The organism is Aureimonas mangrovi (genome assembly GCF_014058705.1).
In the GTDB taxonomy this organism is placed as follows: Bacteria; Pseudomonadota; Alphaproteobacteria; order Rhizobiales; family Rhizobiaceae; genus Aureimonas; species Aureimonas mangrovi.
The window spans coordinates 2,014,352-2,026,361 of record NZ_CP059692.1 but is presented as its reverse complement, the minus strand read 5'-3'; the positions used below and the strand labels follow the sequence as shown (position 1 = coordinate 2,026,361).

The following is a 12,010-nucleotide window of genomic DNA, read 5'->3' as shown; positions in this document are numbered from 1 at the left end:
TCCTTGCCGACGCCCGGTGCGCCGGTGTTTCCCAATCTCGACGACTGAGGTCTGCCATGACCAAGGACAAGCGTAGCGTTTCTGTCCGATCCGCAATGCGGACATGCCGGAGCGCTCTTCTCGGCATCTTCATTGTCAGCGCCGTCCTCAACGCGCTGATGCTGACCGGTCCGCTCTTCATGCTCCAGGTTTACGACCGGGTGCTGGCGAGCAATTCCGTGCCCACGCTGGTGGCGCTCTCCGCGATCGCGATCTCGCTCTATCTCTTCAGCGGGCTGCTCGACATCTTTCGGTCGAAAGCCCTCTCGCTGATCGCCATGAGGGTCTACACGCGGCTTTCTGGGCCGGCCTTCCAGGCCTCGGTGCAGGCGCCGCTGCTGATGGGGCGCAAGGGCGCGTCCGTCGACCCGACGCGAGACCTCGATCAGGTCCGGCGCTTCCTGGCCTCGTCCGGGCCGGCGGCGATCTTCGACCTGCCCTTCATGCCGCTCTACTTCGCCATCCTCTTCCTGTTCCACGTCTGGCTCGGCGCGCTGGCTCTCGCCGGTGGAGCGGTGATCTTCGTCCTCGTCCTGGCCAACGAGCTGACCGCGCGCGCCCCGAGCCGCGAGCTGAACGCGCAGAGCGCGGCGCAGGCGACGCTCGTCTCCGGTTCGCGACGCAATGCCGAAGTCCTGCGGGCGATGGGCATGTTCGAGAATGTGTCGCGGCGCTACGATGACCGGTTGGCGGACTACTACGCTGCGCAGCAGGCGGTATCGGGTCGCAGCAACTTCTTCTCCTCCGTCACCAAGATGCTGCGTCTCCTCCTGCAGTCGGCAATGCTCGGCCTTGGGGCCTACCTCGCGATTCACCAGGAGATCACGGCGGGCGTCATGATCGCCGCCTCGATCATCATGGCGCGGGCTTTGGCCCCGATCGAGCAGTCAGTCGGCAACTGGCCTGCCTTCGTCTCGGCACGCCAGGCCGCGACACGGCTGGCCGAGGCGCTGAAGAAGTGCCTGCCGGAAGGCGGCACGCGCAGCCTGCCGGCACCGAGCGGCCAACTGGTCGTCTCCGAACTCGCGACCGCCGCGCCCGGCGAACCGGTGCTGGCGCTGCAGGGCGCCACCTTCGACCTCGTGGCGGGCGACGGGCTTGGCGTCATCGGGCCGTCCGGCTCGGGCAAGACGAGCCTCGTCCGCGCGCTCGTCGGCATCTGGCCGGCGATGCGAGGTTCCGTGCGCCTCGATGCCTCGACGCTCGACCAGTGGCCGGAGGCCGAACGTGGCGCCTTCATCGGCTACCTGCCGCAGGACGTCGAACTCTTCGACGGGACGGTGGCGGACAACATCGCGCGCTTCGGCAACGAGCCCTCCATCGTCGAGATCATCAAGGCGGCACGACTTGCCGGCGTCCACGACATGATCGCCAACCTGCCGGATGGCTACAACTGCATGGTGGGCGAGGGAGGCGCTCGGCTCTCAGCGGGCCAGCGCCAGCGCATCGGCCTCGCCCGCGCGCTCTACGGCCGCCCGTTCCTCGTCGTTCTGGACGAGCCGAACTCCAATCTCGACATCGAAGGTGAGCGTGCCCTGGCCGAGGCGATCCTCTCGATCCGCGCGCAGGGCTCGATCGTCGTCATCGTCGCCCATCGCACCAGCGCGCTGGCCGCCGTCAACAAGGTCCTGATCATCCGCAACGCGCAGCAGGCCGGGTTCGGCCCTCGCGACGAGATGCTTGGAAACGTCATCCCCGTCGGCGTGCAGGACACGCAGAGGAAGGTCCATCATGGCTAAGAACTCACTCGACCGCGATATCGACCGCTCCCTGCGTTTCCAGATCACGACGGCGCTGGCGTCGATCCTGGTCCTTCTCGGCGGCTTCGGCGGCGTGGCGGCCTATGCCGAGATCAGCGCAGCCGTCATCGGATCCGGCACCGTCATCAATGCGGGCCGTGCCAAGGAGGTGCAGCATGCCGACGGCGGCATCGTGTCGGAGATCGAGGTTTATGATGGCGAGCGGGTGGAGGCGGGCGAAGTCCTCTTCCGTCTCGACGGCACGGTCGTGCGTGCCAATCTGGCGATCGTCACGAGCCAGCTCCTTCAGCTTCAGGCCGTCGAGGCCCGGCTGCTGGCGGAGCAGAGCCGGCAGACGGAGATCGACTTCCCCGCGAGCCTCGGCGGTCAGGACGACCGCACCGTGCTTCTGCGTTCCGGTCAGATCGAACTCCTGAATGCCCGCCGCGCCACGCTCGACGGCCGGAAGGCGCAACTCGAGGAGCAGATACGTCAGTTCCACGAACGGATCGCCGCACTGAACGCTGAGCAGGGCGCCATTGCCGAGAATCTGGGCCTTCTGGAGGAGCAGATCGAGGACATCGCCCATCTCCACGAGCGCGGCCTCGTGGTGGACTCCCAGTTCATCACCATCAAGCGCGAGCGTGCTTCGCTCATGGGAAGCCACGCCGCGCTCAGCTCCGAGATCGTCGAGGCGCGCCAGGCGATCGGTGAGCGCCAACTCCAGATGATCCAGGTCGACGAGACCTTTCTCGAACAGGTGCTGACGGAGCTGGAGGACAAGCGGGTCGAGATCGCGCGACTGCGCGAGGAACGGGTCGCCGCGCTCGATCGGCTGGATCGGCTGGACATCCGCTCGCCGCTTTCAGGCTTCGTGCATCAACTCTCCGTCCATACGATCGGAAGGGTCGTAGCGGGCGGCGAGACCCTGCTGCAGGTGGTGCCCGACGACGACGATTTGATCGTCGAGGCCAAGCTGAGCCCGACCGATGTCGATCAGGTCCGCCCCAGTCAGGTCGCACGCATTCGCCTGACCGGGCTCGATCAACGCGTCACGCCCGAACTCTACGGAAACGTGCTCGACGTCTCGCCGGACCTGACCACGGACCAGAAGACTGGAATGTCCTATTACACTGCGCGGATCGATATCCCCGAGGATCAGGAAGCGCGGATCGACGCGAAAGTCCTGCGACCGGGTATGCCGGCGGAGGTCTTCGTCGAGACGAACATGCGTACGATCCTGTCCTATCTGGCCAAGCCTCTGCACGACCAGATCACCCACGCCATGCGGGAGAATTGATGATGGCGAGCCTCACGATGGAAAGCGGCGCCGGCGTCGCGGGGCGTTTGGATGGCGGGCAGAACGACGCGGTGCGAGGCCCCATTGCCGCGCCGGGCAGTGTGCCGGCGCCGGCGCGCGGGGTCGTGCGACTTGGGGCGCGGACACAATCCCCGCCAGAGACAGCCGCCGACGATCACTCGCCATCGGATATCGCCCGGCTCAGCGCCGATCTTGCCGAGCTGCGCGCAGCGCTCGGCCGGAAGGATGCTGGGTCCGCCCCCCAAGACGATGGTGCGATCGTCGAGATCCGGGACGCGATGCGTCATCTGGAGGCCTACTTCTCGATCACGTTGCCGCCGAAGCTCGACGAGATCATTACGTCGAAGCTGTCGGTCGTCTTCGCGGCGGAGCAAGCCAAGGCACGCACGCGCCGATGGCTGGCCCTCGCGCTTTGCGCCAATCTGGTCCTCGGATTGGCGCTGGCGGCAGAGATGCAGGGCGGTATGATGAGTCGCATGGTCGAATCCGCCAGCCCGATCGTCCGGAGCGGCGTAGCTGAGGCGTCCGCCGCGATCGGTTCAGGCGCAGGAGGTCTGGCAGATCTCTTTGCGCGGACCGGGGAGTGAGGCCTCCCATCATCCGCGTCTCGGTCCTCTTACATCGGCCGGACCGATCGACGGCAAGGTGCAGCCGTGCCGCCGCCTGGACAAGAGCATTCTGACAGCGACGCACCTTACCTCACCCGCCGCGTGGACTTTGACTCCGCCGCGCCCTTCGACCGCCTCAGCCTCGTCGCTTGATCGATCTAATGGCGGCCATGCATGGCGAACAGCGCAACCTGCGTCCTGTTTTCCGCGCCGAGTTTTCGCATGATCGAGCGCATGTGGAGCCGCACGGTCGTATCGGAGATGTGCAGGGAACTGGCGATCCGCTTGTTTCCGAGCCCTTCGCCCACGCGCTCCAGCACCTCGATCTCGCGCTTGGAGAGGGTGACGAGGCGGGCGTCGAAATCGTGCGGCCGCCGCTGGTGCGCGACATTGGAGGCGGTGTCGGTCGCCCGGCGATCGGTCTGCACGCCCGTGCGTGCGGTGAAGGGCCAGACGACATGATCGTCCGCGATCAGGCTGATGATCGAGGCAATCGTTTCCGGTGCGGCTTCCTGTGCGATACAGCCGCGCGCGCCGGCGTGGATTGCAACCGTCATGTCCAGTTCGTCGGAGGATTTGAGCAGGAGAACGACGCGCGCACCCGGCAGGCAGCCAGCCGCCTGTTGAATCTGCCTGCAGAGCGACGTCTCGCCCGTCGGGTCCAGAAGGAGGATGCTGCCCACCGGCGCTACATAACCACTGAGCGAGAGCTGCTCGACGCGCTGATAGCCACGGACCGGCCCGTGATGGGGTTCGATGAGCTTCTGCAGGCTGTGGCGCAGGAGGCTGTGACGCGAAACGATGATGGTCTCGAACGCAGGGTGGCGTTCGGCGTCTATCATGCCGGACAAGTAAACTTCAGGCATCATACCTTCAGTTCTCCCATCGCCCCTCGTCGGCGCAACATTTAAAAAGTGAGTGTATTCAATAATTTCCTACACCTCGATTCTCCGTCGAGGGCTCATTCGAGAGTTGTTGTCAACTCATCATCCCCGAATCACCAACAATAAGCAACAGGTTTTTAGTGTCGTCTTCCCTAGCGGGAATCGCGAAGTTGTTCGCCCGCAACATGCCGTTGAAACGTGTTACCCAGCGGGAGATGTGCGTCCATCAGGTCATCGCACTTCAGTCCGTACGGCCGACACCGGCGGCTCATCGCGAACCAGAGTTCGGGGCAGGACCACGCCGTCAGCGCAGAGCCTTCTGGCCGGAGCGTAAGCACGAGCGGCGCGGCCGGCCAGAGCCTGTGCGCGCAGCGGGATGGAGTCCTCTCACGCCATCGTCCCGCCGATCGTGGTGGCGTAGACGGCGAAGAGAAGCAAAAAGAGCAACAGATCGCTTATCGGGAAGACCCCAGGCCTCCATGACCCTCGAGCAACTTCGCATCTTCGTCGCCGTTGCGGAACGACAGCACGTAACCGAGGCGGCCCGCGCCCTGAACCTGACGCAGTCCGCTGCGAGCGCGGCGATCGCCTCTCTGGAGGAACGCCACGACGTCAGATTGTTCGACCGGGTCGGGCGCCGGATCGAACTGACCGATACGGGCAGAATGTTCCTGCCCGAGGCACGATCCGTTCTGGCCCGCGCTGAGGAGGCTGCCGCGATGCTCTCCGCGGTGACGGATCTGCGGCATGGCCGCCTGCGGATCGCCGCCAGCCACACCGTGGCGAACTATTGGCTGCCGCCATTGCTTTCCCTGTTCCATGTAGCCCATCCCGGTATCGACTGCGTCGTCCGCATCGCCAATTCGGCTAGGGTCGAGGCGGACGTTCTCGAAGGAGAGGTCGATCTCGGCTTCGTCGAGGACACGCCGCGCGACGATGCCCTCGCCAGTGTGGACGTCGCGCGGGACCAACTCGCGCTCATCGTCGGTCGCGATCACCCGTTCTCTGGTCGCGAGGGTATCGACAGAGACGATCTCGTCGCCGCTGACTGGATCATGCGAGAGCCGGGCTCGGGCACGCGGACCATGCTGGAAAAGGCACTCGAGCATCTCGGCATCGCGAGGAACGCGATCGGCATCGCGCTCGAATTGCCCTCGAACGAGGCCGTGCGTTCCGCGGTCCTCGCCGGCGCCGGCATCGCGGCGCTGTCGCGGCTCGTCGTCGAAAGCTCTATCGAAGAAGGACGGCTGAAGGTCCTGCCGTTCGACCTGCCGGTGCGCCACTTCAGCGCCGTCCACCACCGCCAGCGCCACATCAGCCGCGCGGCGGCCGCCTTCCTGTCACTCGCGCACACGAGGTCCGACCCCTGAATAGCACGGCTTGGGGTTCAGAAGGCAGCCGTCCTTATCGTATCGCCTTGCGGGCTACCATGCTCGGCCTTGAGGCATGGCGCTGCGAAAAGCTCCCCGAGCCACGCGCCGCGCAGCGTCCGAGCGGCCACGATCGTCCAGACGGCGGCGAGCAGCACGACAAGCGCGACGCCGAACACATGAATCGCCGGCACCGGCAGGATCGTGCCGAGCTTGAGGGTCGCCAACGCGTAGACCCCGATCGGGAAGGTATAGCCCCACCAGCCAAGATTGAACGGTAGGCCCTCGCGCAGATAGCGCAGGGTCACGAGCGTCGCGATTGCCAGCCACCATAGGCCGTAGCCCCACAGGAGAAGCCCGCCGACGAAGCCGAGGCCTTCCACCGTGCCGGCGAACCGCTCCAGTCCGTTCGCGGCCAGGATCGCGGGGGAAGCGGCGCCCAACGTCATTAGCCCGAGAGCGCCCGTTCCGATCGGACCCAGCGCCAGCCAACTCGAAGCTGCCATCGATGCGTGCGGCAGCTTGTGGACGGCGAGGCGCAAGACGAGGACGACGAGGACGCTCATGGCGAGCGGGACCGACAGCGCCCAGAGGATGTAGGATACCGTCAGGATTGTGAACTGGCTCTGCGGGTCGGTCAGGTGCGGCGCGAGAAGCGCACCCGAGACGGCCACGACTTCTGCTGCCACCATCGGCAGAAGCCAGACCCCCGTCATCTGGTCCACGGAGTGGCTCTGGCGTGTGAACATCATGTAAGGGATCGCGATACCGCAGAGAGTGGCCATAGCTGCGTCCAGCCACCAGAGCGCGTGAGCGATCTCAACGGCCGCCGAGCCGAAGCGCGGCAGGCCGAAGATCAGGAAGCCGTTGATGATCGTCGCCAGCCCCATAGGAATGCAGCCGAAGAACATCGATACGACGGAATGGCCGAAAATACGCCTCGCGCCGTCAAAGAAGAAAATCCATCTGCCGGCGTAGAGCCCTGTGAACAGTACGAAGAGGCCGGTGTTAAAGAGCCAAAGCCCTTCAGCCAGACCATGCAGCACCGGTACAGACCGACCGACCTGCGCCAGCGCGATCGATAGAACGCCGGTCCCCATCGTCACCGCGAACCAGTTGGGGGTGAACTGCCTGACGACCTCGCGCGGGCTGTCGAGGCGAGAAAGAGGTCGAAGGCCGAGCGAGACGGCTCGCATCTGTTCGAACGTCATTGAATAGGGCTTTCGGGTTCGTCATGGGAAAGATGACGGTCGCCGACCTGCTGATCCAATGATTAATCAATGTCGATTCGTTCGGAAATATCGATTAGTCATACGATGCGACGCCGAGCCTTTCTTGAACGGCAGATCTGCCAAACCCAGCGTTGGAACGCACTCGGGAGCGCTTCTCGGCGACAAAGAGTGGCGCAACGCGCCTTTGAACTGGGGCCGCACGGCGCGTCGGCGCCAATGGCCGAGACCTTGCGGCCCGGATCCAGGCTGGGATGTCGGTCGCAGTCGATGGGCCACGCGCGCCACCAACCGAGATCGTGCCGGCATTTCGTGACGCTCGCTCGAGAATTCGATTGAAGAGGACGATCACGCGGCCGATACGGAAACGGCACCACTGCCGAGCAGCCCGGTCCACACATCATCTTCGATCGGGAATTGGCATTGCTTAAACCGCGCCGAAGGATCGGGGCGGGAGCTGGTACGCCCAAGGGGAATCGAACCCCTGTTTTCGCCGTGAAAGGGCGACGTCCTAACCGCTAGACGATGGGCGCAGCGAGGGGACCTATAAGGCGAGTCGCCCGATGGCGCAAGGCGTCCGCGAACGAAGAAGCCTTGCTTCCGACAAGCCTGCCGTTAGCCGTCCTGGCGCTTGCGGCAGGCCCAGTTCCAGTCCCGCTTCGTGCCGCTGTCCACGTGGATCGCAGCCGTATGGCAATAGGTGCCGACGCCGCCGCGGTTCGGCAGAGCGCGCACGAATTCCGCGACCGCACGGCCGCTCACGCCCGGAACATGAAGGTCGGCTGCCTTGCACGCCATGTGCATCGAGGCCTTCGCGCCGCGCACGCGCCTGTTGTGCGCTGGCGAGCGATAGCCCGACGTGATCACGACCTTCTCGCCGAAACGCCGCTCGATCTGCTGGAGAAGACCGACCAGCTTCGTGTCGAAGCAGTTGGTGACGATGTCCTCGCGCTGGACAAGGAAGCCGCTGGGCGCGAGGCGCGCCATGCCCGAGAGCGACGCGACCTGATAGGAGCCGCCGATATCGTCGAGGAAGTCTTCGTCATCCACCGATGCCCGCTGCCCGATCTCGAAAAGCGATGAGGGGTCGACGCCGGGCAGGGCCTCCATGGGCTGAGCCCTCCCGGCGCCATCCGTCTGAGTGACGACGACGCGGCCGCTCTTGCCCTGCTCGGCATTGCGGACCGGCGTGCGGGCCTCGGAATCGGTGAAGAGGGAAGCGTAGAGGGAGCGGTTCGAATCGCGGCTGGGGGCGTTGGGAGCCGCGAAGGCGACCACGGAAGGCGTGCGGGCCGATTCGGCGGTTGCAGCCCGGTCGCCCTGCAAGGGTTCCTCGCCCGGCAGAACGGCAGCAACTTCGGTGCCGGTCTCCGCCGCAGCCTCGTCAACCTGCACGGCCTGTGCCTCGTCGCCGGAGGCTTCGCGCTCGACCGAGGCGATGGCTTCGCCATCTGCGGGCGCGCCGTCCCCCGATTGCGCGACATCGGACTGCGCGACATCCTGAAGGGAGGTGTTCGGGGTGAAACCGAAGGCGCTCGTGTCATCGACGGCTGAAACGCAGCCCGACAGGATCAGCAGCCCTGAAAGGAGAATGGTCCCCGAGGCGAGAGCCGGCGTGAAGCGTCGGCGCGGTTGGCCCGACGGCAAGCATTTTCGGGTTTTCAATCCCCTGTCCACCCTCTCGTGGCCGGACGCACCCCTCTCTGACGGGGCGCTTCTTCCGGCTTTTCGGTACGTCGATCCCCTCGACGGGGCGAGCCTGAGGCGGCTCGCCGCTCACTGCATCGGTCAGAACTGGCGCTCGATTACGGCGTCAGGATGACAGCGATGTTACCACGTTCCCGTGTTCTGCATAGAGGACCACGGTTCGGCAGGCTCTTTGGCCGGTCCCTTCTGAAGAAGTTCGATGGAGATTCCGTCTGGGGACTTCACGAAAGCCATGTTGCCGTCGCGCGGCGGACGGTTGATCGTCACGCCCTTGTCCATCAGCGACTGGCAGGTCTCGTAGATGTCGTCGACCTCGTAGGCGAGATGTCCGAAATTGCGCCCGCCCGAATACTCTTCGGGGTCCCAGTTGTACGTCAGTTCCAGCAACGGCGCCATATCGGCGCGCCCTCTCTCCTCGTCGTCACGCGCTGCGAGGAAGATCAGCGTAAAGCGCCCGCCTTCGTTGTCGATCCGGCGTGTCTCGACCATGCCCATCTTGCCGCACCAGAAGTCGAGCGCGCTGTCGATGTCGGCGACGCGCACCATCGTGTGGAGATATCGCATCATTGTCCCTTCCGTTCGATGACGCCGCGACACATAGCAGGCCTGTCGCACACGCCAAGGTCCGGGACGGGCCAGGCTCCAGCCTCGTTCAAGTCGAGGACCCGGAAAGCTTTGCGGAAGGGTCCTGTCGCTCTTGTGAGGGGCCCTATGTTCGGCGGTGGCTGACACGGAACGCCTTGCCGAATAATCTGGTTGATGCATGATTCGGCGAGGATGCCAGACGGGATTTCCACGATGACGCAGCGGGCCTCCGCGGCAACGCGGGACGACGAGCGCACCGGCGATACGCCGGAGGTGGAGTGCCGCGTCGTGGCGGGCACGATCAAGTGGTTCGACGTCGCGAAGGGTTTCGGCTTCATCGTGCCGGACGGGGAGGATGAGGACATCCTCCTGCATGTCACCTGTCTGCGGCGGGATGGTTTCGCCACCGCGATCGAGGGCGCTCGGCTTGTCTGCGAGGTGATGCGCGGAGATCGTGGCCTTCAGGCCTTCCGCGTCGTATCGATGGACTCCTCCACCGCGGTGCATCCGTCGCAGATGGCGCCGGCGCGCACCCATGTTCAGGTCGATGCGACCAGCGATCTGGAGCATGCCACCGTCAAATGGTTCAATCGCACGAAGGGCTACGGCTTCCTTTCACGCGGCGGAGAGACCGAGGACATCTTCATTCACATGGAAACCCTTCGCCAATTCGGCATGACGGAACTGCGGCCGGGCCAGACCGTGATGGTTCGTTTCGGTAATGGCGCCAAAGGCCTGATGGCCGCCGAAATCCATCCGGCTTCGGGGCCCGTCCATCCGGTGTCGCACTGATGGGCGCGCTCGCCGCTGCCGGCCGCAACTGGCGCGTCCTGGCGCTGGTGCTGGTCCTCGCCGTCGCCTCGGTCTTCGTCTTCACGACCAACTCGATCGGCTCGAGCGCGACCCTCGTCACGCAAGGGGGCACTCACCGCATCGAGGTTGAGGTCGTGGACACGCCGGACACGCGGGCGACCGGCCTGATGCACCGCGAGAGCCTGGACGAGGACCACGGCATGCTCTTCGTCTTCGACGAGACCCAGCCGGTCTCCATGTGGATGAAGAACACGCTGATCCCGCTCGACATGCTTTTCCTGCGAGAAGACGGGAGTGTCGCAACGATCGCGCGCAACGCCCGCCCGTTCTCCCTGACGCCGATCCCGTCGAGCGAACCGGTGCGTTACGTGCTGGAACTCAACGGCGGGGCAGCTCAGGACTACGGCGTCGCGGTGGGGGACCGTCTGGTCCACCCCGTCATCGGCACGCGCTAGAGAAGCATCTCGAGGCCGCGCCCGGCGTTGAGATAGGGTGCCGGATCGACGGCCGTGCCTTCGTTGAGCACCTCGTAGTGGAGATGCGGACCGGTGCTGCGCCCGGTCGAGCCGACACGACCAACCGTCTCGCCACGCTCCACCAGATCGCCCAAGGCGACATCGATCGCGGACAGATGCGCGTAGCGGGTAATATGGCCGGACGGGTGGCGGATCTCGACGGCGAGCCCGTATCCTCCGTTGCGACCTGCCCGAACGACCTCGCCGTCGCCGGTGGCGAGCACGGGGGAGCCGGTCCGTGCGGCGTAGTCGACGCCGGAGTGCAGAGCTTGGCGGCGCAGGAACGGATCGGTGCGTACGCCGAAGGCGCTGGAGCGCCGGGCACCATTGACCGGCCGACCGAGGGGCAGGCTGCTGGCCACCTCGCGCGAAAGGCGAAGCTCGACGAGCGCGCCGGAAAGACGGGCGATGCCTTCGTCGGCCTTCTCTGATCCGGCCGACCCAAGCGGAATGAAAATGCCGCCCATCGCCGAAGCGTCCGCCGGCACGGTGTAGCCGGCCTGTTCGATGACGGACGCGGCCTGCGCCGCGCGCATTTCCACTTCGGCGGCGAGGCGGTCGAGCTCGGCTGCCTGATGGCGTTCGGCGACGGCAAGCTTCGCTTCGATCGTGTCGAGCAGCACGTCTCGCGGGGCGTCCTCGACCAGAGCGAGGCGAGCATCGCTCGCGCGATCCGTGCGCAGATCGAACCCCTCGAAGGGCATGCGGGCAGGCGCAGGTTCCGCTGCATAGGCGGACGCAGCAGGTGCCGGCGTCAGGACGGCGGGACGCGCCTCCTCCACGAGAGGGGCCATCAGCTCGGCGCGCGCCTCGATGGCACGCTGACGCTCGAGGATGGTCTCCATGCGCGCCGCAATACGCTGCTGCTCGACGACCTGACGGCTGGCGGCGTGGTCGAGCTGACGGCGAAGGTCGGAAATCCGCTCCTCGTAGGCCGAGACGGTGCGCGCCTCACGCGCCTTGAAGGCAGCGGCGACATTGTCTCCCGACAGGATGAGTGCGGCGAGCGCCACGCAGCCGGTGGCCGACAGAGCGAGAGCGGCGATCCCGGTCTTCAGTGCCCAGGGGCGCAGGCGAATACTGCGTGTGCGCGCGCCTGACGAGATCGTCAGCGTGTGGGCCGGGCGAACGGTCTCGAAGAGCGGGGGTCGCGAGGCGGGCTTCATGGCGATCCGGGGCAGGAAGAGAGCGATCTGACGC

Annotated in this window: 11 protein-coding genes and 1 tRNA gene; 6 read left to right on the top strand and 6 right to left on the bottom strand. The window is 65.6% G+C overall.

Translation table 11 applies throughout. The features are described from left to right. Positions 1 to 56: 56 nt before the first annotated feature. From H1343_RS09695 to H1343_RS09685, 3 genes are read left to right on the top strand one after another with little or no spacing between them, the layout of a single operon-like run. Positions 57 to 1,778, top strand: a complete 1,722-nt coding sequence (locus H1343_RS09695) for a type I secretion system permease/ATPase (protein ID WP_185982722.1) — start codon at positions 57 to 59, stop codon at positions 1,776 to 1,778. Next, positions 1,771 to 3,078 (top strand): HlyD family type I secretion periplasmic adaptor subunit, encoded by a 1,308-nt coding sequence (locus tag H1343_RS09690; RefSeq protein ID WP_185982721.1) that lies wholly within the window; start codon positions 1,771 to 1,773, stop codon positions 3,076 to 3,078. Before H1343_RS09695 ends, H1343_RS09690 begins: the two co-directional genes overlap by 8 nt. Then, the gene (locus H1343_RS09685; protein ID WP_185982720.1) at positions 3,078 to 3,686 is read left to right on the top strand and encodes a hypothetical protein; all 609 of its coding nucleotides are present in this window, start codon (positions 3,078 to 3,080) and stop codon (positions 3,684 to 3,686) included. Before H1343_RS09690 ends, H1343_RS09685 begins: the two co-directional genes overlap by 1 nt. A gap of 179 nt (positions 3,687 to 3,865) precedes the next feature. Here H1343_RS09685 and H1343_RS09680 read toward each other — a convergent pair whose 3' ends face one another. Continuing rightward, complete coding sequence (locus H1343_RS09680; RefSeq protein WP_185982719.1) at positions 3,866 to 4,576, bottom strand: response regulator transcription factor; 711 nt, start codon at positions 4,574 to 4,576, stop codon at positions 3,866 to 3,868. 494 nt (positions 4,577 to 5,070) lie between these two features. On the opposite strand from H1343_RS09680, the gene H1343_RS09675 reads away from it, so the two are divergent. Continuing rightward, positions 5,071 to 5,961: a LysR family transcriptional regulator gene (locus H1343_RS09675; RefSeq protein WP_185982718.1), complete on the top strand. Its 891-nt coding sequence runs from the start codon at positions 5,071 to 5,073 to the stop codon at positions 5,959 to 5,961. A gap of 17 nt (positions 5,962 to 5,978) precedes the next feature. Here the strand turns inward: H1343_RS09675 and H1343_RS09670 are convergent, their stop codons facing one another. From H1343_RS09670 to H1343_RS09655, 4 genes are all read right to left on the bottom strand, one after another. Continuing rightward, positions 5,979 to 7,172, bottom strand: coding sequence for a TDT family transporter (locus tag H1343_RS09670; protein ID WP_185982717.1), 1,194 nt, complete (start codon positions 7,170 to 7,172; stop codon positions 5,979 to 5,981). A gap of 476 nt (positions 7,173 to 7,648) precedes the next feature. Then, a tRNA-Glu gene (locus H1343_RS09665) sits at positions 7,649 to 7,723 on the bottom strand. An 82-nt stretch (positions 7,724 to 7,805) separates the two neighbouring features. Continuing rightward, positions 7,806 to 8,837: a YcbK family protein gene (locus H1343_RS17005; RefSeq protein ID WP_246332913.1), complete on the bottom strand. Its 1,032-nt coding sequence runs from the start codon at positions 8,835 to 8,837 to the stop codon at positions 7,806 to 7,808. A 183-nt stretch (positions 8,838 to 9,020) separates the two neighbouring features. Next, positions 9,021 to 9,461 (bottom strand): VOC family protein, encoded by a 441-nt coding sequence (locus H1343_RS09655; RefSeq protein ID WP_185985585.1) that lies wholly within the window; start codon positions 9,459 to 9,461, stop codon positions 9,021 to 9,023. 234 nt (positions 9,462 to 9,695) lie between these two features. Between H1343_RS09655 and H1343_RS09650 the strand changes: the two genes are divergently transcribed. Then, on the top strand, positions 9,696 to 10,274 hold the full coding sequence (locus H1343_RS09650) for a cold-shock protein (protein ID WP_185982716.1): 579 nt from the start codon (positions 9,696 to 9,698) through the stop codon (positions 10,272 to 10,274). Continuing rightward, positions 10,274 to 10,750, top strand: coding sequence for a DUF192 domain-containing protein (locus H1343_RS09645; protein ID WP_185982715.1), 477 nt, complete (start codon positions 10,274 to 10,276; stop codon positions 10,748 to 10,750). Before H1343_RS09650 ends, H1343_RS09645 begins: the two co-directional genes overlap by 1 nt. On the opposite strand, the gene H1343_RS09640 is transcribed toward H1343_RS09645, so the two are convergent. Further along, positions 10,747 to 11,976 (bottom strand): M23 family metallopeptidase, encoded by a 1,230-nt coding sequence (locus H1343_RS09640; protein ID WP_185982714.1) that lies wholly within the window; start codon positions 11,974 to 11,976, stop codon positions 10,747 to 10,749. The two genes, H1343_RS09645 and H1343_RS09640, sit on opposite strands and share 4 nt — an antisense overlap. Positions 11,977 to 12,010: the final 34 nt, after the last annotated feature.